Source organism: Streptomyces sp. CA-146814 (assembly GCF_050942385.1).
Lineage (GTDB): Bacteria > Actinomycetota > Actinomycetes > Streptomycetales > Streptomycetaceae > Streptomyces.
Genome location: NZ_CP192068.1, coordinates 3,377,051 through 3,400,093, shown reverse-complemented (window position 1 = coordinate 3,400,093; position 23,043 = coordinate 3,377,051). Strand labels below are relative to the sequence as shown.

Below are 23,043 nucleotides of genomic sequence, written 5' to 3'. Positions count from 1 at the left end.
GACGGCCGGTGGACAAGAGTGCGTGACGGTCAGCCAGAACCGCCTCGCCGATCCCGGGGGAGCCGCGGGCTTTCGGTGCCTTGGGAATGGTGGTCGGAGGCGTACGGCTTGTGCTTTTCCGACAGGCTGAGGGAGAACCGGGCTACCGAGGTGCGATGTTCATTGTTGAGGATTCGCCGCAGGGACGCTCGCAGACGGGACTCCCGTCCGTGGGAGGATCGGCAGGTGGGCCGGAGTGCGGCAGCGTTGGTGGCGGACGAGGCGATGGCGCAGCGCCTGCTGGGCTGGCTGGTGCCCGACGGTGACCCGCTCGTCGCGCTCTCGGCGGCCGAGGTCGAACGGTTCTGCTGGTACGAGCTGCCTCGCAAGTGGCACGCGGACGCCCCTGAGCAGCGGCGGGCTGTCGCCGTACTGGCCGATCTGCTGGCCGGAGTCGGCCGTGTTCGGGGCGCCGCGGTGTGTGCGAGCGCAACCAAAGTTCAGGTGCTGGCGGCTTGGCAGCGCTCCGAGGAGGCGGGTTTCGCGGCCTGCCACAAGGCGGCGACCGCCTCGCCCACGACTCCGCCGGACGTTCCCGAGCTGAGCTGGGGGCAGGTCATGGGCGTCCGGGAAGCGCTGGCCCGTGCCAACCTCGAACGTCGGCTGGAGCAGGCTCTGGACGAGGGCGAGCTCGACCCGGACGTGCGTACGTTCCCGGCCGCGCGCCGACGGTTCGTCCAGCACTGGCTCACCACCGTGCAGCCCGGGTTCGAGGGCCGCGCCCCGCTGGAGGCCGTGCGGCGTGAACGGCGCGAGTTGTGGGCCGCGGCGCCCGACCGAGCGCCGCGCTCTGCTCGCCGCCGTCTTGCCTGCTCTGGAGGAGCCGGCCGCGGCACCCGTGGACACGGCGGAGCCGCTGCGGTGGCTGCTGGAGCAGATCGGCGGCGGTGTCACCCTGACCCAGGCCGGCTACCTGCCACGGGAGGTGGTGGCTGCCGCGTTCGCCCGCTATTCGCACTGGTACCCGATCGGCAAGGGGCCGCGCTCGGAGGCGGACCTGTTCCAGCTGGCCGACCTGCACGAACTCGCCCGCATTCACCGGCTGGTGACCAAGCGCCATCGCACGCTCAAGCTCTCGGCGGCCGGGCGCGCGCAGCTGGCGGATCACCAGCTGCGTCAGCATACGGCTGCGCTGGCCTGGCTCGGCACCACCGTGGCGGAGCGGCAGGTGGCCGAGTGCGCCTTGGGCGCGCTGTGGGCGGAGCCCCGGCTCCGCGAGGACCTGTGCGATGCCGTCCATCCGGTGCTTGCTGCGGGATTCACCCACGCTGACGGTACCGCGATGGAGGTGAAGGACACCGAGCGGCTGCTGTGGAGGTTCTGGCACACCGGCCGCGAACTCGGCTACCTCGACGAGCGGGACCGGTCCGTCGACGCCCCGATCTCCCTGTCCGCCACAGGCCGCTTGGCTGCCCTCGCGGCGCTCCGCGTCCTGGCCGAGGGGCCGCGCGACCGCATCCGAGCGCGGCTCAGCGGGCTGTCAGGCCGGCGTCGGTGAGGCGGCGCATCAGTGAGGGCTTGCCGTGGTGCTGTTCGCGCAGGTCATGGAGGCGTCGGGCGAACTCCTCGGGGGTGCCGGCCCGGTCGTGGACCTCGCGGAGATCCTTCAGGAGGGTGACGGCGGTGTCGTAGGGGCCGGGTTGTTTTTTCCCGATCAGGTGGGCGATGTCCTGCCAGGCTTGCTGGGTGTTCTCGGCCAGGCGGTCCAGGTGGTTCTCGCGAGCCCGCTGTTCGGCTCGGCGGGTCTGGGCGCGGGCCTGTTCCTGCTGTCGGGTGTGCTCGGTGCGCACCTCGTGGGCGGCGTCGAGGAGTTCCGCGGCTGAGCGGCGCCGGGCAGCGGCGGACGGTTGGGCTGAGCCGTGGGACACGGTGCGGTGGCGGGCCAGCAGGGCGGGGCCCGGTTGTGGGGCGGTGCCCAGGGCAGCGTCCAGCAGCAGGCTGTCCTTCTCGTGTGGTGGCAGGGCGCGGATCCAGGCGATGAGCGCGTCCTTGTCGATCGCCTGGGAAGGGGCGGTACCGCTGGCGCGGGCAGCCGCGGTGAGCAGATGCGGGTCGACGTGAAGGTAGTCCGCCAGGGTCTGTTGCGGGCCGGTGAGGTGGGCGAGGCCGGCGGGTACGGGCGGTTCGAGGGTGGAGGTGTACTCGTCCTCGTCGACGTCCTCCTCCAACTCCCAGCGGGTGAGTGCGGAGAGCCAGGCCAGATAGAGGGGGCGCAGGTCGCCTGCGGCGAGTTCGGCACGCAAGGTGATGAACGAGGCGAGGGTGAAGGAGGTCTCGAAGTCCCACTCGGCGCCGTCCTCGGCCTGGTAGGAGAAGTCGAGCAGCAGGTGCCCTTTCCTGGTCCAGCGGGTCAAGGCGTCTTCCGCGCAGTACGGTTCGGCGCTGCGGGCGGGCAGCAGGGCGGTGGGCAGGCGCAGCATCAGGCGCCGTGATCCCCAGTTGGCGAAGTACAGGTGGGCGTCGTACAGCTGCTCCATCAGTTTGCGCTCATCGCCGCGGAAGTCGCCGTAGTGGTACTCGTTGACGAAGTGCGTCGCGCTGATCGTGGCCCGGCCCGACAGCCCCCGCACCTGCTCCAGTTCGTCCTTGGTCAACGGCCGATCGATGGCCTGGAACTCGTAGTACTGGTACTCGCTCACGGCCGTGCAGACTACCGCTGCGCGCTGCGGCTCATATGGCGGGGATGGGCCGGGACCCCTCGTTCGGGGCTCATCCACGGTTACGGTCCTGCCGGTGCCGTCGGGTTCGTAGGATCGAGGCGAGGACGACGGACCGGCAGGGTTCGGAGGGCAGGCGTGTGATGGTGACACCCAGGGAACGGCTGGCCAGGCTGCTCGGTGAGGCGAAGGCGGCGGGGGCCTTCAGCGCCCGGCTGGAGGCGCCGGTGGCCGGCCTGGGCTTTGAGGTGGCCGGGGTCGGGCCGGTGCGTCTTCCGCTACGGGCGCCACAGGTGAAGCGGCTGATCTCGGTGGCACGGCCGGCGTTGTTCGGGCGGGGCGAACAGACGCTGAGCGACACCAGTGTGCGTGACACCTGGCAGATCCTGCCGGATCAGCTCAGTCTTGCCGGTCCTTCCTGGTCGTCGCTGCTGAGCGGCCCGCTGGAGCATTTCCGGGACGATCTCGGTCTCCCGTCGGCGACGCTGCTGCGGGCTGAGCCGCACGCGATGCTGGTGTACGGCAAGGGCCAGTTCTTCCTTCCGCACCAGGATTCGGAGAAGGACGACGCGATGGTGGGCACGCTGGTGGTCTCCCTGCCTTCGGCGCACACGGGGGGAGAACTGGTCGTCGAGCATGCTGGGCGGAAGTGCGCCTACCGTGCCTCGAAGACGGATCTGACGCTTGTCGCCTTCTATGCCGACTGCCGGCACCAGGTCACTCCGGTCCGCTCCGGGTACCGGGTGACGCTCACCTTCAACCTGCTTGCTGAGCCGGGGACGTCGGGCGAGGTGTCCGGGCCGCTGGCGGAGCTGGCGCACAGTCTGGGCCGGCACTTCGGCTCGTCGGCCAAGCCGCGTTACGGCACCCGTGAGCTGGATCCACCGAACCGGCTCGTGTATCTGCTCGATCACGAGTACACCCAGCGCGGCCTGAGCTGGGAGCGGCTCAAGGGCGCCGACGCGGGGCGTGCCGCTCTGCTGCGCGCCGCCGCCGGGCAGGCCGGGTGCGAGTCGGTGCTGGCCCTGGCCGAGGTGAAGGAGACCTGGGACGCCCATCCCGAGGGGGAGGATCCCTGGGACGACTACGGGTACGGCGAAGACGATGAGGAGGAGAGCGGCGATGAGGGCGAGGACGGGGACTACGTCCTGCAGGAGCTGGTCGACGACGAGATCACCTTGGGCTGGTGGACCGGTCCGGACGGCACCGGTGGCGAAGAGATCTCGTTGTGGGTTCACGACTACGAGGTGTGCGCGAGCACCGCGAACGCGGACCTGACGCCCTGCGCCTCCCAGTACGAGGGCTACATGGGCAACTACGGCAACACGCTGGACCGGTGGTACCGGCGGGCTGCCGTCGTCGTGTGGCCGCGTGAGCGGGCATTCGCGGCACGCGGCGAGGCGGGATCGCGGTGGGCTCTGGAGGAACTGCGCGTCGTCATTGCGCGGGGCGATGTGGACCGGGCGCGCGACCAGGCCCGATCCCTGGCACCGTTCTGGAAGAGCATCCGTCCGCAACCCGACCTGTTGGACAGCGCGTTGCAGGTGGCCTCGGGCCTGGACGCGGCCGAGACCGCGGCGATGCTGCTGGAGCCGTTCCGGGCGGGTGCGCTCGGCCCGGAGCACGCGGACGGACTCGCCGCGGTGGCCGAGCGGTACGGGACCGGGTGGATGCGCCGGGTGGTCGACGCCTGGTTCGCGTCGGAGCACCACCTCCAGTCGATGCGGTACGAGTGGACCGAGCGGTTGCCGGAGCTGTGCGCGAAGCTTCGTGAGCATCGGGCGTCGGCGGTGGCACGGCTGTTGTCCGCCGGGGCCTGGGCCGCGGTGGACAGCGGTCTGCGGCTGTGGACGACGACCGGGCCTGCCGAGACCCGCAGTACGCGGCTGCGGCAGCTGGCCCTGCCGCTCGGACACGTACTCGTGGCGGCCGATGAAGAGCTGCGGGACGGGATCCTCGCAGCTCTGCGCGAGTGCGGGGACACGGTACTGGAGTGCCTGATGCCGCTGCTGCGCCACGCCGCGGAGGCGAGCACGTCCTCCGTGTCGGGCGCGGCGGGGCTCGACGCGATCGCGCGGCACTGCGCGGACCGGCTTCCCGCGGTGTGCGAGCGGGCGCCGCGCGCTGCCGACGACTGGTCGGTGGCATGGTCCGGGTGCGGTTGTGAGCTGTGCCGTGCCCTTGGCGCTTTTCTCGGCTCCCGGTCGCGACAGGTCCTCGAATGGCCGCTGGCGAAGGAGGGGCGACGGCATGTGCACACGAGGATCGACTCGGCCGAGTTGCCGGTGCGCCACCAGACCAGGCGGCAGGGGCGCCCGTACACGCTGGTGCTGACGAAGACCCAGGAACTGTTCACCCGTGAGCAGACGGTCCGCCGTCAGGCGGCGGCGGACCTGGCATGGCTGATGTCGCTGCGGAACGGATGACCGCGGCCTCCGGCCGGGTGGCCACGTCGCGCGGATATGCCCCATCGGAACCGGCTCGTCGACCGAAGTGACCGCCAGGGCGTTGCCACTGGCGCGGAAAGTCATCACCGGCGACCGTCTTCGCCCCCGAGCTTGACCGTCCGGGCGCCGCGCTACCGCCGGAGATGTACCTACCCTGCGAGATTGGGCGGGAGGCTCGACCTGCTCAACGGTCGGCGCTGCCGGGCGGGACGACCCATTCGGTGGGTTGGCCGGTGAGGGAGGCGATCATGTCGAAGTCGCCGTCGTAGTGGAGGACCGTCCGCTGGTGCAGTTCTGCCGTGGCGGCGATCAGCAGGTCGGGGAGGGACAGAGCACGGTGGAAACCCGCGTTGAGGGCGTGGCGCTGGACTTCCAGGGCGCGGGCGAAGGCGTGGTCGTCGGTGTGTAGGTAGTCGAAGGCGTGGAGCCAGGTGCTGATCTGTGTCGCCTCCGAGCTGTCCCGTGCGGAGTGGATCATCTCGTACTCGGTGGGCTGGCACACGGCGAGGAGGTAGCGCTCGTGCAGGGGCTTGAGTACGTCCTTGACGTTCGGCTTCGTCCAGCGGGCGAGGGCGGATTTGTCGATCAGGTAGCGGTCCTGCATCAGGCGGCCCGGCCTCCGTCGCGGTCGCCATTGTGCTTGAGGGAGCCGTCTGCATTACGGGGCCCGGTGTTCTCGACGATTTCACTGAAGTCGAGCTCGCCGGCCTCCATGGCGTCGAAGCCCTCCTGCCGCAGGTGCCTCTTGACGGCGTCTTCCATGGCGAGGCGGACGGCTTTGGCCTTCGTTTTGGTCCCGAAGATGCGCATGGCCTCGGTGACCATGTCTTCATCGAGGTCGATGACGGTTCTGGCCATGTGGAGATCCTCTCGGAGATGCTTCCGCTAGTGAAACGATACCATTCATTGAATGTAGAAGATATCGTTTCGATCTCGGGGTTCCCCTCATGGACGGAGGCTGCGGCGTTCATGGCGACATGCCGCGCGGTCACTCCTTGTGGAAGATGGACAGTCGTCCCTAATGTCAGGCTCCGCCCCTGCCGTGGGTTGCATCAGAAGCGACGGGATGGCGAGAGGCGGCTGGCCAAGCAGCCCCGTCGGTGGACAGCCGGTGGACAGACGCCTTTGGACACTGCGTCACGGGGTGGCAAGGGTCAACCTGTCGCACGTGCTCTGATCAGGAAGAACGTCACTACAGAGCACGACGAGGTACCAGTCAACACGATCGCTCATGGTCTCGTAATGCGTAGGTCTCGGGTTCGAATCCCGAAGGCGGCCCTGAAGAACCCCAGGTCAGACATCTGACCTGGGGTTTTCTGTTGCTCGGGCATGGCGCGTCACACGGCCGGGTTGCCGTCACGTTGCTTGCGTGAGCGATGCGTGAGCGCCTCACACTCCTCGCCAGGCTCGACTTCACCTGCGGGGGGCTGCCAGGAGAGCTGCCCCTCACTCACCCGGTGGCGGACCATGAGCGCACGGCCTTCGTGAACGACGATGGCGGCGGCGATGCCCGGCCGCTCGTCCGTGGTCTGCTGCGTCACGTCTGCTCCTCCAGGGCGGCCGGGATGGGTGGGGGAAGACCGTATCGGTGGACTTGAAGCGGTCGCCGCGTTGTCAGGCCGTTCGTCTCGGGGCCTCCGCCAAAGGCGCGCACGCCAGAGATCCGCCCCGGCCACGGGCTCTCGCTGAGGGGGACAGCGGGCGCCAGCGTGACCGGGGCGGGGGCTCAACTACGGCGGAAGAGCCCGCTCTGACCCCGATGCTTGCCGGTTCTCTTGCCGGAGGCCGACTGTCCCACCTCGGCGGATTCGCTCGGCCGGGTGGAGCCGGCCGAGCGGTTCTCGTTGAAGAAGGATTGCCAGACCCGTTCCTGCAGCTCGCTGATGCAGGCGCCGCACGCGTACATCGGGGCCTGGGCCCCGGCGACTCTGGCGGGGCCGATCCACAGGACGCGCGTCCACCGCTGTCCGCAGTGGAGCCAGCAGAGTCCGTCGACCCACTCGTTGCCGTCGTCGGTGGCCGCCGGTGAGGGCAGTCCTCCTCGGGCGAACTCGGCGATCCCGGGGATCACCCTGTGCTGTAGGGCGACTTCCGTCAGCATCGCTCGTCTCCCTCCGTGATCAACGGTTCTGGGCCGTGGGAGAAGCGTCCTTCTGCTTCTCGGCTTCGGAGAACAGGAGCGTGGGCTCGGCGAGGATGTCGCGGCTGGACTCGCTCTTGTAGATCTCGTCGACGCTGCCGAACCGGGCCTCGGAGTAGTCGAGGTCCAGCAGGGCGGCGGCCTGGCGTACCGATGCCTCGTCGGGCCCTTCGATCTCCAGGAAGGTGGGAAGGTCCGGCCAGGTGTCGAAGTCGAAGGCGACCTCGCCCAAGCGCCATTCCTCGCGGTAGTTCTCCTGGTACCGGACCTCGGCGAGGCCGACCCGGCGCAGGATGTCGGCCATGGCATGCAGGTCGGTGACCTCGGTCTCGATCTCCTTGGTGCCGTCGATCGTCGTGGCGTCGGTGACCTGCTTGAGCGTGAGCGTCGAGCGGGTGCCCTCGTCCCGCAGACGGATCCAGGCTCCGCCGTCGAGGGAGTCGTTCTCGAAGATCTTGCGGGTGAGGAGCGTGCGGGGGAACGCCTGGACCGCATTGAGTGCGCTCAGTTTGTTCTGGAGGTCGGCGACGTCGACGGCCAGGAACTTCGCCTCGTATTCGTGCTTCATAGGGTCTTCTTTCAGAAGTGGTCGGTGAGGGTGGACGTCCGGGCCGCGAGCAGGAGGCCCATGCGGTGGGTATGGTCGTGCAACTGGCCGACGTGGGCGCGTTCCGTGAACTCGGTGGTGCGCAGGGTGAGCAGGACCTCCCAGTCGCCGATGAAGTGGGGGTGAAGGCGTTCCGGGGAGGTGTAGTGCTCGATCATGTGGTGGCGTCTTTCGACGGGCATCATGAACTCCGCGCCGAACACGCCGCCTGGGCGGACCAGGCGCTGCATGCGGTCGACGAACTCGCCGAGCGGGCGGTGGTGGTTGGCACTGTAGTGCCACGAGCAGCTCGTCCAGACCGCGTCGCACTGCAGGCCCAGGGGCTCGCCGTCCAGGAAATCGTCCTCCACGACCTCTACGCGTTCGTGGAGTTCTTCGAGCTTCAGTCGAGCGATCAGTCCCAGCGCGTGGGCCTGGCTGTCACCCGGGAGGTGGACGTCGCCCCCGTGGAGGGCTACCGCGTCGCGTTCGACGGCGACGACGCGGTAGCCGGCGGTGGCGAGGGGCAGGACGAACTTGCCGTCGCTCGCGCCGACCACGGCGACGGTGGAGTCAGGGGCGACACGTTCCCGCAGCGTGGCGAGGAACTGCGGGAAGAACGTGAGGGTGTGCTCCCACAGGCTCTGAGTCTGCATGGGGGTGCGCTCCTTGCGTCTCGGTATCCATGATCACTCGAAGGGCTTCGTCGGGATTGCGCCCCGTGGTGTCGACGCGATGCATCGGGAACGATGCGTAGGCGTCCGTCACCTGGTCCGTAACGGTCTCGATCAGTGAGTCCCACCGCGACACCAGCTTGTTCCGCCCAGCGAGTCGACGCTGTCTCTCGTCGTCGTCGCAGACGAGGTGGTAGGTAACGGGTGTCGGCAGCCAGCTCGGCAGGGTGACACCGAGTCGTGCTCCCAAGGCCCGGTGAGTGGTGAGACACCGGGCGAAGTAGCTCTCGACGACGACCGGGACGCCGGCGTCGAGGTGGTGCTGGATCTCCTCGGCCGCGGTGAACAGGCCCGAGAGGTAGAAGCACATCCGTGCCTCTACGTTCGTCCGCTCGTCCAGCGCCTGTCTGAGCGGCTGGTAGGGCAGCGGGACGGTAGCGACGAGGACGGCCTGCCGGGCGACGGCGAGCATGGGCGCCAGGGTGGATTTGCCGGTGCCGCGTAAGCCCTCCAGGCTCTCGAAACGCGGGTGATCAGGCACGTCCGTACACCACGTCCGGAACCGCGAGGGTGAGCTCGTCGACGGACGAGGGCTTGTGGACGATGCGTCCTGCCGCCTTCTCGTACCAGAAGGCGTGCGCGTCCTTGCCCACGGCCTTGCAGGACATGGTCAGCGCACCGCGCGGGTCGACCTCGATGCGGTCGATCTCGCGAGGGCCGTCGGAGGGGGCGCACATCTGCGGGGCGCCGTCCTCGGAGAGGTCCTCGTCGACGATCACCTCCAAGGGCAGATCGGCTGACGCCAGCTCGTCCCGTAGCCGGCCGTAGGCGGAAGGGGAGGTGACCAGCAGCTCGGGATGATCGGCGGCGTTGCCGACCGGCCGCAGGTGGTGGAGCTTGAGCTGCTGGACCCCGAGCTCCGCCAAGGCCCTTCCGAGGGGTAGGACTTCGGCGATGTTCCGCGAGGTGACGGTCATGGTCGCGCCGGTCGGAACGCCGAGATCCCGAGCCAGCCGGAGCGCCTCCAGGGCGCTCTTGTAGCTGCCCTGCTTTCGGATGCCGTCGTTGGTCGACCCGACGCCCTCCAGCGAAACCCTGAGCAGGTCCAGGGAGGGGGCGATCTCGGTCAGACGGCGCTCGATCCGGTACCCGTTGGTGCAGATCTCGACGCGCAGGCCCAATTCCTCTTTGGTGTGGCGGACGACCTGCGCGAGGTCCCGGTGAACGAAGGGCTCTCCGCCGAGCAGGGTCACGGCCTCGGTGCCGTACTGGTCCCGCATCAGGGTGAGAAGATCCGCGGCTTCGTCGACGGTGAAGGCGTCGGCGTACTGGAGCCGTTTGCCGTGGAAGCAGTGCAGGCACGTGAAGTTGCAGCGGTAGAGCAGCTGCAGGTACAACATGCGGATCTTCTTGATCCCGGTGACTTCCTCGATCACGTCGGCTCCTTCGGCTGGTTGCCTGGTGGGAGCCTGATAGTGGCCTTCTGCTCGGGGACCTCGACACCGCGTTCGGGGACGGTCCAAGGACGTCCTGGGACGTTTTCAGTGACCTGCGAAGGACTCCAGGATGCCGAGGACACGCTTCGTGTCCGACAGGTCGGGCAGGACTTCGACGGCTCCGGCGGCGGTCAGTTCCTCCTGGGTGTGGATGCCGGAGGCGACGGCGAGGATGCCGGAGTCTGTGGTCAGAGCCGCTTCCACGTCACGAGGGGTGTCCCCGACGAGGACGGTGGGGGTGTCGGCCGGAACACCATGAAGCCGCTGTGCGCGCTCGCGGGCGACAGCGACCAGGTGGGGGCGGAGTTCGGCGTCCGCTCCGTAGGCGCCGACCGGTAGATCAAGCAGGGAGTCGAGGCCGAACGCGGCAAGCTTCACACGGGCGTTGGCGGCGACATTGCCGGTGAGGACTGAGGTGATCCAACCGGTCTGAGCCGAGGCGGCTTTCAGGGCGTCGTGCACACCGGGCAGGGCGGTCCCGCGCCTGCGCAGCTCCTCCAGGCGCGCATCCCCTGCCTGGGCGAGTGCTGCTTCGATGAGGTGCCAGTCGGGCACGGGCAGCCCTTCGCGGGCGAACATGTCGCGCATGATCAGACGATCCGTACGCCCCTCAGTGCGCGCCGGCTCCGTGGGCTCCCGACCTGAGAGGGCACGAAAGGCAGCGGCGTAGATCTCCTTGCTGACCCCCGAGTTCTCGATGAGGGTGTGGTCGATGTCCCACAGGACGAAGAGCTCCATGCCGCCAGAGTAGGCAGTCCGCGAGGTTCCACTACAACGGACTGCGTCCCAAAACGTCCTTGCGCGATCACGCGCCGTGCCGATTCGATGGCTGCTGTGAACAACCGACTGCGCACTGTGCTCGGCCAACGCGGCGTCTCGCCCGATGCACTCGCCGAGATCTGCGAGGTAGATCCCAAGACGGTCAGTCGATGGCTGGGCGGACGGATTCCCCATGCACGGCACCGTTTCCGCGTCGCGCGACACCTGCGCGTCGAAGAGACCTTTCTCTGGCCCGAGCCGTCCAAGCGTCCAGGCCGGCCGAGGGACGGGTTAGGCGCCGAGCTGGTCGGCACCTACCAGAACCGGGCCAGCGTGCCCCGGGACGTGTGGCTCGCACTGCTGCGAGAGGCTCGGCACGAGATCGGCGTCCTCGTCTTCTCCGGCACCTTCTTCGCCCAGTCCAACCCCCACGTCGCCAAGATGATCTCCGAGCGCGCCGCCGAGGGCGTCCGGGTCCGCCTGTGCTTCGGCGACCCCGACGGGCAGGCAGTCGCCGTACGGGGTCGCGAGGAGGGAATCGGCGACACCCTCGCCGCCAAGATCCGCGCTTCACTGACGTACTACCGCCCGCTGCTGGGCGAGGCCGGGTGCGGCGTACGACTCCACGACACCACCCTCTACACGTCCATGTTCCGCTACGACGACAACTTGCTCGTCAACCCGCACATCTGGGGCCAACCGGCCAGCGCCAACCCCGTCCTGCACCTCAAGAGAACAGGCGATACAGGGTGGTTCGACAACTACGCTGAAAGCTTCGACGCCGTCTGGGCCGCCGCGAGGCAATGGGCACCCGACCATGAGAGGACCGCCGACCATGGGCAGGACTGAGTACTACAACGACCCCTCTGCCCCGAAGGCGAACACCCTCATCCCGGCCAGCAACCTGCTCGTCGCCGACGAGACGGGCGCCATCCTCCTCCAGCGTCGCCGCGACACCGGCCAGTGGGCCCTCCCCGGCGGAGCCCAGGACATCGGCGAGACCGCGGCCGAGTGCGCGGTGCGCGAGTGCCTGGAGGAGACCGGCATCATCGCGGAGCTCACCGGGTTCCTCGGCGTCTACACCAACCCGAACCACATCGTCGCCTACACCGACGGTGAGATCCGCCAGCAGTACGAGAACACCTACATCGGCCGACCCGTCGGCGGAGTGCCGACGATCAACGAGGAGGCCGACGGCGTCCGCTTCGTCCAGCCGGCCGACCTCGACCAGTACGACATCCACCCGAGCATGCGCCAACAGATCGGGGACTATCTCGCCGGCACCTACCCCTACCTCGGTTGAGTCGCCAGGGCTGCTTCCACCCGCTCCACGGAGGAGAAGATCTCCGGGGCCGCCCGGCGGATGAACCGCCCGACCACGCTGTCGTCCCCGTAACGGCTGCGGATCTCCGCGACCCGGTCCTGCGCGGTGGTTCGGTCGCCGTCAGGCGTGGTCGTCATGTCGCAGTACACGAGGGCGTCCACGAGCAGCGGCTGCTCCAGCAGGGGGAACTCGCTCGACAGCTCTTCCCGTAGCCCCCGCTCCCCGGCTTCCAGCAGCGCGAACGAATGGTTGGCGACGAGCCGTACCAGCCGCTCGTCGGCTCCATGCTCGTCACGAAGGAACCGGGCCCCGTCCAGCGGATGGAAGCCGGTCGCCGCAAGTCGGGGGGCGTACCCGACGTCGTGCAGGGTGGCGGAGGCGATGAGCAGGCCGGAATCTCGGCCGAGAACCTGACCTACTTCGGCAGCGCGCTCTGTCACTCCCTGCGTATGCGCCCACCGTCGTGGAAGCGTGCTGCTGAGTTCGGCCTCTGCGACCTGCGTCGCCCACTCCTCGATCAGATCACCCATGCGAGCTCTCTGCCCGGGGCACGGCTCGTACAAGCGTGGCCAGGGGCGTGACTCGTATCGGTTCCGGCCGACACCGGCCATGCCCGCGTCGCCACAGGTCAGAAGATCAATTTTCATCTCCCGCTGCCTGGTGAGGAAGGGGCTTGCAACGGCTGCCCGTGGGATCGTGCACGGCATCTTCAGCAGTATCGGCGCTCTCGCGGTCGCGGCGGGTGTGTGGTGGTTTCGGAATCGGTGACTCAAAGAGCGTTTTGTCCTGATAGGGGAGCTTAGTTGCAGTTCAGGTGGCAGGCCGCTTCGGGCCGGCTGAGGCGGCAGCCGCTTGTTGTGGCAGATGGGGCGGGTGACAGCCTTCGAGGGCCCGTTTCGGTCCCTTCGCTCCTGTCTGATCCCAACACGCCCCCGGTCGCGCCTGTTTGCGCCCTGTGGTCGGACGGTAGCCATCGGTACTACGGAAACATGCCTCGCCGACAACGGCCGTACCCCAGTGACCTGTCCGATGCCCGTTGGGAACTGCTTGAGCCAACCCTGACAGCCTGGCGAGCAGAACGCAGAGGGAAGGGCCTGGACATCGGGCGGCCGCCCGAACACGACCTGCGCCGGATCATGGACGCCATCCTCTACGTCGACCGGACCGGGATCCCCTGGCGCTACCTCCCACACGACTTCGCCCCGTGGGAAACCGTCTACGGATACTTCGCCGCCTGGCAGAAGGACGGCGTCTTCGACCAGCTCAACGGACTCCTGCGACGGCTTGTCCGGAAGGCCGAGGGCCGAGACGCCGAGCCCAGCGCCTGCATCCTCGACGCCCAGAGCATCAAGACCTCTGCCAACGTGCCCTCGGCCGGCCAGGGCATCGACGCAGGCAAGAAGATCGCGGGCCGCAAACGCCACATCGGCGTCGACACCGCCGGGCTCCTCCTGGCCGTGCTGGTCACCGCCGCCAGCGTCTCCGACAACGCCGGCGGAATCCACCTGCTCTCGAACATCGCCGAAGGTCACCCCCGCGTCACGAAGGCGTGGGCCGACAGTGGCTACCGCACCAAGGCCATCGACCACGGCGCCCGCCTGGGCATCGACGTCGAAGTCACCCGCCGCGACCCCGCCCAGAAGGGCTTCAAGGTGATCCCGCGGCGCTGGGTCGTCGAGCGGACCTTCGGCTGGCTCATGCACCACCGCCGCCTCGCCCGCGACTACGAAACCCACCCCCACCGCTCCGAAGCCATGATCCAACTGGCGATGATCGACCTCATGAGCCGCAGACTCACCCGAGAATCGACCCCCAACTGGAAGAACTCATAGGCGTCAAGCCACGCCCACCCCCAGCCCGTCCGCACTATGAGCCTCGCCGAAAGATACCGGCGAGATCCTGACGACGTCCGTGTCGGCAGATTCAGACAGCAATCAAGGTCGGTAGTGCGTCAGGGCGACCGTAGGTGAGGATGCGCGTGAGTGCCTCTCGCATACGAGTAACGTCTTCATCCGGCGCCCGCAGGAGTGCCTCGACCACTGGATCGTCCAAGCACAGATCGTGCAGGTACGCGGGGTTGAAGGTGACGCGCAGGAGGTTGCCTTCCAGCTCCACGGTGCGCACGCATCCGTACGCGGTGTTCTGGTCGGGAGTGACGACGCAGTAAGAATCGCAGCCGTTGCGGATGTCCTGTTCGTCGGGTTCCCCGAAGCCACACTGGAACTCGAGCGCGAAACTTTCCTCGTCCTTCGACTCAGCAACTCCGGCAGTGGGAACGTAACTGTCCGGCGGACGCTTGTCCTGCCACCCATAGGCGATGTTCGCAATGAATCTGTAGACCACACACGTGTTCTACCAGACCCGTCGCGGCCGATGCAGGGTGCATTACCAAACACTCCCGGTAGGATAAAACGCTCTTTGAGACGTCGTGTCATTTAGCGTCGATCGGTAGGCTCTGGCCGAGATGAGCATGGACGACAAGACCGAGACCGCCTGCCGGATCTGCGGGTACGACGATGGCGAAGCGGTGTTCGACGAGTACGGCGTACCGAAGTACGTCATCTGCCCCTGCTGCTACAACGAATCCGGCATCGGCGATGACAACGTGTCGCAGGTCCGCGAGCTGCGTGGATACTGGGTCGCCGGCGGCGCCCAATGGCACGACCCGAAGTTCCGTTCAGCTGACTGGGACCTGCTGACGCAGCTCGCCAACATTCCGCCCGAGTGGCGCTGACCTGGAGTGCCGAAGGGTATTGCTATCTGGCGAGTCGCCGGTAGCAGATAAGGGTAGCGGCGATGCCGGCGAAGGCGAGGAAGTGGTCGGCCTTGCGCTCGTAGCGATGGTGCAGACGGCGGCATCCTGCAAGCCAGGACATCGTTCGCTCGATCGTCCAGCGGTGGCGCCCGAGCCGCTCGGAGGACTCGATGCCTTTACGGGCGATGCGGGGTGTGATGTGCCGGGAACGGAGCCATTGCCGCAAGTGGCGGTTGTCGTAGGCCTTGTCCGCATAGAGTTTGGCCGGTCGTCGTCGACGCGGGCCACGGCGGGATCGGATCGGCGGTATCCCGCGCACGAGCGGCTCAAGTGCCTGGCTGTCGTGGAGATTGGCGCCGGAGATGCCGACGGAAAGGGGCAGACCGGCCCGGTCAGTGATCAAGTGGATCTTCGAGCCGAACTTGCCCCGATCTACAGGATTGGGACCCGTCAGGTCCCCTTTTTCAGGGCCCGCATGTTCACCGAATCGATCGCGCACCGCGACCAGTCCAAGTCCCCGCGGGCACCCAGCTCGTCCAGCACCAGGCGGTGGAGCCTGGCCCACACCCGGGCCTGGCTCCACTCCGTGAAACGCCGGTACACCGTCGACCACGACGGACCGAACACCTCGGGGGTCTGCCGCCAGGTGCAGCCGGAGGTAGCCACGAACAGGACGGCAGCCAGTACCTCCCGGTCGCCGTAGCGCCGCCGCCCACCACCTTGCGGTCGCACAGGCGCCACTGGCACCGCTCGGTGGAACAACTCCCACAACCCGTCCGGGACCAGACCCTCCACGATCGTCACGCCCGAACACTACTCAGCACGCCAAATGACACGTCGCCTGAATATAAACATCTATCACACGATTTGATGACCTGGTTAGGAGAAGGGCCTTCCTCTGCCCGGCTTGCCCATACTCGATCGTGGATGGTCGGTGGAGATGGGGGCCCGAGTCGTGCCGGATGTCTTTGATCGAATTGAATGGACCGTTCGTGATCATTTCGGTGAAGGGTTGGTCTGCGTACACGTAGGAAACGCCGCGAAGTGCGACATCAAGCGGCATCCTGCGTATCCGAAATTCCGCGCCCAGGCGATCAATTCGGGAGTGCGGTCGGCTGCGACTTCTCGTCTGTGGGAGTCCATGATTGCCATGGGGAGGTTGTGCGATCTGGATGGCGAGGACACGTGGAGGCTGGTGATCCTTGACTGCATTGTTCCCTCGTTCCGTCAGGTCTCCACGAGTGTCGCTCGTGATTTTGGGGTCGAGCGCGATGAAATCCGGGCGGCGATGGTGGCAACCGCGTTGGAGGTGTGGACTGACACGGTCATGGGTGTGCCGCCGCGTCACGTGAGGGATCGCATGGTGAAGGCCGCGCATGGCGTGGCGTATAGCCGGGGGCGGTCGGTGTCCTCCGAGTGGTCGACTGACGAGATCGAGATATTCCGGCCGGAAGCACCTGTCCAGGACTCCCTTCTGCGTGCTTTGTCGATCATCGATGTAAGTGGTATCCGTGATGCGGATGTCGCAGAACAGGTCAGAGGTGAGCGGTTCGGGTCACTGCTTCAGGGGCTGGGCTGTTTCGATGTGGCGCGGGTTTTTCACGACGCGCTTCGGGCCGGTCGGCGGTCGGGGTCCATCGGTCAGGCGGTGAAGGCTTCGCGGCTGGCCCGGTCCCGGATTTCCAGTCAGAACCTCTACTACTACGCGTCGGACCTCTACCCCTCGTTCATCGGGCTCCGGGAGGCCGCGAGTGCGATGGGGATTGCCGAGTCTGCCGCACACCGGCTCATCCGGGCGGGACAATTTCCTTTCCCTGTGGCGAGGGCGGGGCGGAGCTACAAGGTCTCCGTCAAGGCCCTCATGCATTTCATGGAAATCCCGGATGCCATTGTTCACGCCGATGACGTCGAGAACGGGTCCCTCCACGCGAGCGGCGGCGTGCGCTGAGTCGGGTGCCTCCGGAGGTACGCCTTCTGGGGGCGGGAAACCGCCCGCCCACGTGAAGCACCTGTGAACACCCTGGGGAGGCGGTGTCATAGGCCCCCCATATGCTGCACCCGAAGATCGTGTGGGGTCAGGGGAGGGTGCGGGCATGCTCGGGAAGTTGTTCGGTAGGGGTGGGGCGACGGCGGGGGACCCGTATGCCCTGCCGGTCGTGCGTAAGCGGAAGGGCGGGACCTACGCGTTGCGGGCGCTGGGGGACCGGCGGGTGCTGGCATTGGTCGAGGCGGCTGGTGCGGGGGACTGGGAAGGGGTCAAGGGCGGGCTCGGGGCCTTTGATCTTGGGCGGGACCATCGCGTGCTCGATGAGCTGGCCGACGTGGACGGGGTGGAGAAGTGGATCGGGCGGGCCGTGGAGGAGGACGGCGGCCATCGGGCGGCCGCTCTGCTGATATCCGGGGCCCGGCACGTCATCTGGGGGTGGGAGGCGCGTACCTCCGCGCGGGCCGTCGATGTCACGCGGGAGCAGTGGCAGGTCTTCGGGGAGCGGCTCGCGCTGGCGGAGGAACAGCTGCTGGCCGCAGCCGAGTTGGAGCCCTCGTGGGTCACTCCCTGGCGGCGGCTTCTCACCTCCGGGCGGGGAATGTCGCTGGGGGAGGACGTCAACCGGGCCCGGTTCGATGCCGCCCTGCGCCGCGATCCGCTGGACCTGGAGGTCCACATCGACTGGCTGTCGCAGTTGCAGCCCCGGTGGGGCGGCGAGCCCGGCGAGGCTCTGGCGTTCGCCCGGGAGGCGCTCGGGCGGGCTCCGCTGGGGCATCCGCTCGGCTGTGTGATCGCCATGGCCCACATCGAGGAGTGGGTCGAGTCGGAGGTTGCCGGATGTCTCGAATCGCCGGCTGTCCAGGCGGAGCTGCGGGACGCGGCCGACCGCAGCATCCTCCACCCCGCGTATGTGCGAAGCCCCGGGTGGCAGCAGGACTTCAACGTGTTCGCCATGGCGCTGTCGCTCGCCGGTGAGCGTCACACGGTCCGGCGTGTCTTCCAGGCGCTCGACGGCGCCTACACCAGCTGGCCCTGGACCTATCTCGACGATCCGGAAGAGCAGTTCGCCAGGCGGTCCCGTCGCAGCTGACCCCCGCTCCTCGGCGTCCGCATCCCGGATTTCCGCCGTCGTGCCTGAGCTCCGTTCCTTCCGCCCTGCCGCCTGCCGGCCCTCCCCTCGGACTGTCCGATGAACCTGCCCCCTGCCGTGTCCCCGGACGGCGCCGACCGCGCCTTCCAGGTGGATCTGCGCGGTCTCGTCGATCTCCTCTCCCACCACCTCTACTCCAGCCCCCGCGTCTATCTGCGCGAACTCCTCCAGAACGCGGTGGACGCGCTGACCGCCCGGCGCGGTCTCGAACCGGGCGCGCCCGACGGCGCCTTCGGCATCCGGCTGTTCGCCGACGGGTCCGTGGTCCGTGTCGAGGACGACGGCGTCGGGCTCAGCGAGGCGGACGTCCACACCTTCCTCGCCACGATCGGGCGCAGCAGCAAGCGCGCCGACGGGATCGCCGAGCAACGCGGCGACTTCATCGGGCAGTTCGGTATCGGACTGCTGTCGTGCTTCCTCGTCGCGGATGAGATCCATGTGCTCAGCCGCTCCGCCCGGACCCCCGACGCACCCGCCGTGGAGTGGCGCGGGCACGGGGACGGCAGCTACAGCGTCCGGACGCTGCCCGCCTCCGCCCGGCCGCTGCCCGGGACCACCGTCACGCTCACGCCGCGCAGCGACACGGGGGAGTGGACCCGGCCCGCGCAGGTGCACGCGCTGGGGCGGCACTTCGGGTCCCTGCTGCGCCATCCGGTGACCTTCAGCGACGGTACGGCGGGGGCGCCGGCGGTCTCCGTCAATCCCGAACCCGCGCCCTGGGCGTGTACGTTCCCCACCCCGGGCTCCCGGTCGCGCGCGCTCACGGCGTACGGGGAAGAGGTCTTCGGGTTCGCGCCGCTGGACACCATCGAGCTGGACCTGCCGGCCGTCGGGCTGAAGGGCATCGCGTGCGTGCTGCCCGAGGCGGTGCCGGCCGGACGGCGGCACGGGCACCGGGTGCACGTCAAGGGCATGCTGCTCTCCGAGCAGGCCGACGAGATCCTGCCGGAGTGGGCGTTCTTCGTCCGCTGTGTCATCGACGCCGAGAGCCTGCGCCCGACGGCGTCCCGCGAGTCCCTGTACGAGGACGACACGCTCGCCGCCGTACGGGACGCCCTCGCCGAGCGGCTGCGCGCCTGGATCGCCCGGGCCGCCGCCAGCGATCCGGAGCTGCTCGGACGGTTCCTCCGGACGCATCACCTCGCCGTGAAGTCGCTCGCCGTGCACGACGACGAGATCCTGCGGCTGCTGCTGCCCTGGCTGCCGTTCGAGACGACCGACGGCCACACGACACTCGACGAGTTCGCGCGCACCCACCGCACGGTGCTCGTGACGTCGAGCGTGGAGGAGTTCCGGCAGGTCGCGGCGATCGCCTCGGCCGCCGGGCTCGGCGTCGTCAACGGCGGCTACACCTACGACCGCGAACTGGTCCACCGGCTGCCCGAGATCAGGCCCGAGGCGACCGTCTCCGACCTCGACCCGGCCACCCTCACCGCCCACCTCGACCCGGTCGACCGCGCGACCGAACTGGCCGCGTCAACCTACCTCGCCCTGGCCCGGGACGCCCTGGCCGTCTTCGACTGCGATGTCGCGCTGCGTACGTTCCATCCCGCCTCCGCGCCCGCCCTCCTCGTCGACAGCCGCGAGGCCCGGCACGAGCGCACCCGCTCCCAGCTCGCCCGGGAGCAGGAGGGCGGCTTGTGGGGCGACATCCTCGGGGCGCTGCGCCAGGAGGCCCCGCGCGCCCAGCTGATCCTCAACCAGCTCAACCCGCTGGTGCGCACCGCCGTCGCCATCGACGAGCCCGAGCTGGCCCGTACCAGTGCCGAGGCCCTCTACGGGCAGGCCGCGCTGCTCTCCCGGCGCCCGCTCCGGCCCGCCGAGTCGAGCCTGATCAACCGCTCCTTCCTCGACCTCCTCGCCCATGCCCTCCGCAAGGACAGCTGACGATGACCACCGCACCCCACCCGCAGAACACCGACGAGCTGCTGCAGGCGCTCCAGGAGAACCACCGGCTCCCCTACGGCCGCACCCGGACCGTCACCGCCGAGGAACTCGTCGACGCCGCCGAGCGGTTCGCCGAGCCCGTACCGCTCATCCACGCCCTCCTCGAACTCCAGGAGGCGTACACCTACGGCTCCGACCCCCGGAAGTCGCCCGTCGTCTTCGCCCGGCTGCTCACCCTTTTCGACGAGCGGCCCGACGCCTTCGACGAGCGCCTGCGCCACCAGCTGTTCTGGCGGTTCAAGTGGGTGGCCAACGCGCTGCGCGCGCTGCCCGAGATACCGCTGGCCAGCCTGCGCCAGTGGCTGGGGGAGATGCGTGACCGGTACGGGAAGGAGGGGCTCGGGCTTCAGCCGTACTACGGGCAGGCCTACCAGCTCGCCGTCCACGTGGGTGAGGACACCACCCTCGCCTACGAGCTCTGGGCGGCCCGCCGCCGGACCCCGTACAGCGACTGCGAGGCCTGCGAGATCTGCGAGCGCGCCCTGTACCGCCTCGCCGCGGGCGACGACGAGCGCGCGCTGGAGGCCTGGGAGCCGGTCCTGGCCGGAAAGGAGTCCTGCAAGGAGGAGCCGGCCCGCTCCTTCTCGTACGCGCTGCTGCCCCTGCTGCGTACCGGCCGCGCCGACCGGGCCCGGGAGCTGCACCTCGCCGGGTACCGCGCCTGCCGCCGCAATCCGTCGATGGCCGGGGAGGTCGGCCGGCACCTGGAGTTCTGTGCGCTGACCGGCAACGAGGCGCGTGGGCTCGAACTGCTCGCGGAGAACCGGAACCTGTTCGACGAGGTGGAGTCGCCGCTGGACCAGCTCGACTTCCTGACCGGTGTCGAGGTGCTGCTGAGCCGTGTCGAGCGCCTCGGCCACGGTGGGCTGCCCGTGACCGGGTACGCGGGGCGCGCCTGGACCGTGGAAGGGTTGCGTGCCGAGGTACGGGGACGGGGCGACGCTCTTGCCGCGCGCTTCGACACCCGTAACGGAACGAGCGCCCACTCCGGCCGCCGCACGGCCCGACTCGACCGGGCCCCGCTCCTGGACGCGCTGGAACTGGTCCTGCGCAGCCGCGGTCTGGACGAGCTCGCGCCGGGGGACGGTGCTGCGGTCGCTCCCGTTGCCGCGTCCGCCTCGCGTACGGCTGCGGCCGTGCCCGAGGAGTTGCCTGAACTCATCCGCCGAGCACGGGAGTTGGAAGAGGAGGGGCATCCGGGCGCGCGGGCCTGCTGGGCGCGGCTGCGTCACCTCGTCGCCGCCCGCGAGTACAGCCATCCCGAGGACCCGGCCGTCGGCCCGTACGGTCGGCTGTGCGCGGACCTGCTGACCGACGAGGCGTACCGCGCGGCCGAGCGCGGCGATTACGCCTCTGCCGTCGATCTCCACGAGGAGGCCGTCGGGCTGTACGAGGACGCCGGAGTGCCGGATGACGTGGTGCTGGCCCGGGCCTGCGCCCTGCTCGCCGCCGCCGAAGCCTCCGAAGCCTCCGGAGGGGAGGGCGAGGAGGCCGAGGGGAAGGCCGCCGTTCTGGCCGACGCCCATGCCGCCGTGGTCCGGTTGCAGGAGGAGGCGGGCGGTCTGGCCCCGTACATCGAGGGACGCCTGCTGAGGCTGCGGGCGTCCGCGCTCGCTGTGCGCCTCCAGACGTCGGGCGACCAGGCGCACGCCGCCGTCGCCTTCGCCGAGGCGGATCTGCTCCAGGAGTTCGCCACCCGGCACGGCCTCACCACGCAGGTCTCCGGCGCGATGCTGCTGCGGGCCGGTACGTACGCGCTCTCCGGCGAACTGCCGGCCGCGGTCGCCGAGGTCGACACCCTCCGCGACCGGCTGGCGGCGCACGGTCCGGCCTGGCACCTGCCGCGCGCGCTGGGCCTGCGCGGCCGGCTCCAGCTCGGCCTCCGGGACGCGGCAGCCGCGCACGCCGACCTGGCGGAGGGGGTGCGGCTGGCCGTCGCGTGGCCGGCCGACGCGGTCGACACCTCCCGTCTGCACGCTGACCTGGCCCAGGCCTGTATGCACCTCGGCCGCCCCGGCGAGGCGCTGACCCAGCTGACCCGGTCGGCGGAGGTGGATCTGCGGGAGGGAAAGCGGGTGGACGCGTTCTGCACGTACAGCAACGCCGCCCAGCTCTGCCTCGACCTCGGCCGCATCGAGGACTGCATCGCGCTGCTCGACTCGCTGCTCGGTGAACCGGATGTGACCGGAGGCGAGTTGGATGACCGGCTGGTCGCCCAGCTGCGTCTTCTGCGGGCCCGGGCGCTGCACGCGGGCGACGATCTCCAGGCCGCCACGGCGGAGTTCGTCGCGCTCGCTGCCGAGTCGGCCGGCTGGGAGGACGACCCGGGGAGCCACGCCATGATCGCCGCGGAGACGGCGATGATCCTCGGTGAGGCGGGCGAGTTCGACCGGGCCGGTGAGGTCGCGGACCGGGCGCTCGCCGCCCATGCCCTCTCCCCGCGCTACGAGTTGGTCAGCAACTGCCTGCGGGAGCTCGCCCGCCTCCGGGCTCAGCGGCAGGGGCCCGACGGCCTGGCCGCCGCCCTCGCTCACCTGGACGAGGCCGGACGGGTCGCGGACGCGGCCCGGGCCGCCGGGTTCCAGCCCGCGGGGCGCTCTCTGGAGACCGCCCTGGCCTACGAGTACGGGCGGGTCCATGCCTACGTCGGCGCGTACGAGGACGCCCTCGCCGCCTTGGAGAAGGCGCTGGTCCTGCTCGGTGAGCCGGGGCCGGAGGACGAGGCCGGCGCGGGCGAGTGGGCGGAGTGCGTCCGGCTCGCGGGTGCCGTGGAGGGGATCTACCTGGAGCGCACCGCTCCGGCGCTCGCCCGGCTCGACGCGGCGGTCTCCCAGCTGAGGGCGCTCGGTCGCCTGGAGGAGTGCGAGCCGCTGGTCTCCTTGGCGGGGGAGTTGCGCGAGGAGGGGTGACGGGAGCGGGGCGCGGCACCCCCTCGGTGTCGCGCCCTGCCCCGGGCGGGCCTTGCGCCGGGCGGGCCTTGCGCCGCCCCGCCCGTCGGCCCGCCCGCCCGTCGACCCGCCCCGTCCGCCAGGCCCGCCAGGCCCGTCGGCCCCCGCCGGGCGCCCCCTTCCGCCCTCCGGAT

The 23,043-nt window shown here is 69.2% G+C and carries 22 protein-coding genes and 1 pseudogene; 10 read left to right on the top strand and 13 right to left on the bottom strand.

Annotated elements, in window-relative coordinates; translation table 11 throughout:
• Positions 1-781 precede the first annotated feature (781 nt).
• A complete protein-coding gene (locus tag ACQP09_RS15020; RefSeq protein WP_433399558.1) occupies positions 782-1,537 on the top strand; it encodes a hypothetical protein in 756 nt (251 codons plus the stop codon).
• Here ACQP09_RS15020 and ACQP09_RS15015 read toward each other — a convergent pair.
• Positions 1,509-2,678: a hypothetical protein gene (locus ACQP09_RS15015; protein WP_433399555.1), complete on the bottom strand. Its 1,170-nt coding sequence runs from the start codon at positions 2,676-2,678 to the stop codon at positions 1,509-1,511. The two genes, ACQP09_RS15020 and ACQP09_RS15015, sit on opposite strands and share 29 nt — an antisense overlap.
• Positions 2,679-2,839: 161 nt before the next feature.
• On the opposite strand from ACQP09_RS15015, the gene ACQP09_RS15010 reads away from it, so the two are divergent.
• On the top strand, positions 2,840-5,122 hold the full coding sequence (locus tag ACQP09_RS15010; protein ID WP_433399552.1) for a 2OG-Fe(II) oxygenase: 2,283 nt from the start codon (positions 2,840-2,842) through the stop codon (positions 5,120-5,122).
• Positions 5,123-5,327: 205 nt separating this feature from the next.
• Here the strand turns inward: ACQP09_RS15010 and ACQP09_RS15005 are convergent, their stop codons facing one another.
• The 9 genes and pseudogenes from ACQP09_RS15005 to ACQP09_RS14965 all read right to left on the bottom strand — a co-directional run bounded on the left by ACQP09_RS15005 (position 5,328) and on the right by ACQP09_RS14965 (position 10,777).
• The gene (locus tag ACQP09_RS15005) at positions 5,328-5,747 is read right to left on the bottom strand and encodes a PIN domain nuclease (RefSeq protein ID WP_433399549.1); all 420 of its coding nucleotides are present in this window, start codon (positions 5,745-5,747) and stop codon (positions 5,328-5,330) included.
• Positions 5,747-6,001, bottom strand: coding sequence for a type II toxin-antitoxin system VapB family antitoxin (locus ACQP09_RS15000; protein WP_013001761.1), 255 nt, complete (start codon positions 5,999-6,001; stop codon positions 5,747-5,749). Before ACQP09_RS15000 ends, ACQP09_RS15005 begins: the two co-directional genes overlap by 1 nt.
• Positions 6,002-6,495: 494 nt before the next feature.
• Positions 6,496-6,684, bottom strand: a pseudogene (locus tag ACQP09_RS14995) (NUDIX domain-containing protein); the annotation flags it as partial.
• 185 nt (positions 6,685-6,869) lie between these two features.
• Entirely contained in the window at positions 6,870-7,244 is a 375-nt protein-coding gene (locus ACQP09_RS14990) for a hypothetical protein (RefSeq protein ID WP_433399545.1), read from the bottom strand.
• Positions 7,245-7,263: 19 nt separating this feature from the next.
• A complete protein-coding gene (locus tag ACQP09_RS14985) occupies positions 7,264-7,851 on the bottom strand; it encodes a class IV adenylate cyclase (RefSeq protein ID WP_433399542.1) in 588 nt (195 codons plus the stop codon).
• Positions 7,852-7,862: 11 nt separating this feature from the next.
• Complete coding sequence (locus ACQP09_RS14980) at positions 7,863-8,525, bottom strand: class I SAM-dependent methyltransferase (RefSeq protein WP_433399539.1); 663 nt, start codon at positions 8,523-8,525, stop codon at positions 7,863-7,865.
• A complete protein-coding gene (locus ACQP09_RS14975) occupies positions 8,443-9,015 on the bottom strand; it encodes a hypothetical protein (RefSeq protein ID WP_433399536.1) in 573 nt (190 codons plus the stop codon). The genes ACQP09_RS14980 and ACQP09_RS14975 overlap by 83 nt, the downstream gene beginning before the upstream one ends.
• A gap of 61 nt (positions 9,016-9,076) precedes the next feature.
• Entirely contained in the window at positions 9,077-9,979 is a 903-nt protein-coding gene (locus ACQP09_RS14970) for a radical SAM protein (protein ID WP_433399533.1), read from the bottom strand.
• 105 nt (positions 9,980-10,084) lie between these two features.
• On the bottom strand, positions 10,085-10,777 hold the full coding sequence (locus tag ACQP09_RS14965; protein ID WP_433399530.1) for an HAD family hydrolase: 693 nt from the start codon (positions 10,775-10,777) through the stop codon (positions 10,085-10,087).
• A gap of 96 nt (positions 10,778-10,873) precedes the next feature.
• Here ACQP09_RS14965 and ACQP09_RS14960 point away from each other — a divergent pair, with 96 nt between their 5' ends.
• Positions 10,874-11,647: an XRE family transcriptional regulator gene (locus ACQP09_RS14960; RefSeq protein WP_433399527.1), complete on the top strand. Its 774-nt coding sequence runs from the start codon at positions 10,874-10,876 to the stop codon at positions 11,645-11,647.
• Complete coding sequence (locus ACQP09_RS14955; protein ID WP_007493464.1) at positions 11,634-12,101, top strand: NUDIX hydrolase; 468 nt, start codon at positions 11,634-11,636, stop codon at positions 12,099-12,101. Before ACQP09_RS14960 ends, ACQP09_RS14955 begins: the two co-directional genes overlap by 14 nt.
• Here the strand turns inward: ACQP09_RS14955 and ACQP09_RS14950 are convergent.
• A complete protein-coding gene (locus tag ACQP09_RS14950; protein ID WP_433399524.1) occupies positions 12,089-12,652 on the bottom strand; it encodes an HD domain-containing protein in 564 nt (187 codons plus the stop codon). The genes ACQP09_RS14955 and ACQP09_RS14950 overlap by 13 nt on opposite strands.
• Before the next feature lie 459 nt (positions 12,653-13,111).
• On the opposite strand from ACQP09_RS14950, the gene ACQP09_RS14945 reads away from it, so the two are divergent.
• Entirely contained in the window at positions 13,112-13,954 is an 843-nt protein-coding gene (locus ACQP09_RS14945) for an IS5 family transposase (protein WP_433398764.1), read from the top strand.
• A gap of 91 nt (positions 13,955-14,045) precedes the next feature.
• On the opposite strand, the gene ACQP09_RS14940 is transcribed toward ACQP09_RS14945, so the two are convergent.
• Positions 14,046-14,465 carry an Imm10 family immunity protein gene (locus ACQP09_RS14940; RefSeq protein ID WP_433398767.1) on the bottom strand — a complete coding sequence of 140 codons (420 nt, stop codon included), beginning with the start codon at positions 14,463-14,465 and terminating at the stop codon, positions 14,046-14,048.
• A 121-nt stretch (positions 14,466-14,586) separates the two neighbouring features.
• Here ACQP09_RS14940 and ACQP09_RS14935 point away from each other — a divergent pair, with 121 nt between their 5' ends.
• Positions 14,587-14,856 (top strand): hypothetical protein, encoded by a 270-nt coding sequence (locus tag ACQP09_RS14935; protein WP_433399521.1) that lies wholly within the window; start codon positions 14,587-14,589, stop codon positions 14,854-14,856.
• A gap of 22 nt (positions 14,857-14,878) precedes the next feature.
• On the opposite strand, the gene ACQP09_RS14930 is transcribed toward ACQP09_RS14935, so the two are convergent.
• Positions 14,879-15,675, bottom strand: a protein-coding gene (locus tag ACQP09_RS14930; protein ID WP_433406603.1) for an IS5 family transposase whose coding sequence is annotated in 2 segments (ribosomal slippage) — positions 14,879-15,339 and positions 15,339-15,675 — 798 coding nt in all. Because the reading frame shifts where the segments join, the coding sequence is not laid out codon by codon here.
• 136 nt (positions 15,676-15,811) lie between these two features.
• On the opposite strand from ACQP09_RS14930, the gene ACQP09_RS14925 reads away from it, so the two are divergent.
• From ACQP09_RS14925 to ACQP09_RS14910, 4 genes are all read left to right on the top strand, one after another.
• Positions 15,812-16,825 carry a helix-turn-helix transcriptional regulator gene (locus ACQP09_RS14925; RefSeq protein ID WP_433399518.1) on the top strand — a complete coding sequence of 338 codons (1,014 nt, stop codon included), beginning with the start codon at positions 15,812-15,814 and terminating at the stop codon, positions 16,823-16,825.
• A 145-nt stretch (positions 16,826-16,970) separates the two neighbouring features.
• Complete coding sequence (locus ACQP09_RS14920; protein WP_433399515.1) at positions 16,971-17,954, top strand: hypothetical protein; 984 nt, start codon at positions 16,971-16,973, stop codon at positions 17,952-17,954.
• Between the two features lie 99 nt (positions 17,955-18,053).
• Positions 18,054-19,901 carry an HSP90 family protein gene (locus tag ACQP09_RS14915; protein ID WP_433399512.1) on the top strand — a complete coding sequence of 616 codons (1,848 nt, stop codon included), beginning with the start codon at positions 18,054-18,056 and terminating at the stop codon, positions 19,899-19,901.
• Between the two features lie 2 nt (positions 19,902-19,903).
• Complete coding sequence (locus ACQP09_RS14910) at positions 19,904-22,870, top strand: hypothetical protein (protein ID WP_433399510.1); 2,967 nt, start codon at positions 19,904-19,906, stop codon at positions 22,868-22,870.
• The last annotated feature ends 173 nt before the right edge of the window (positions 22,871-23,043 follow it).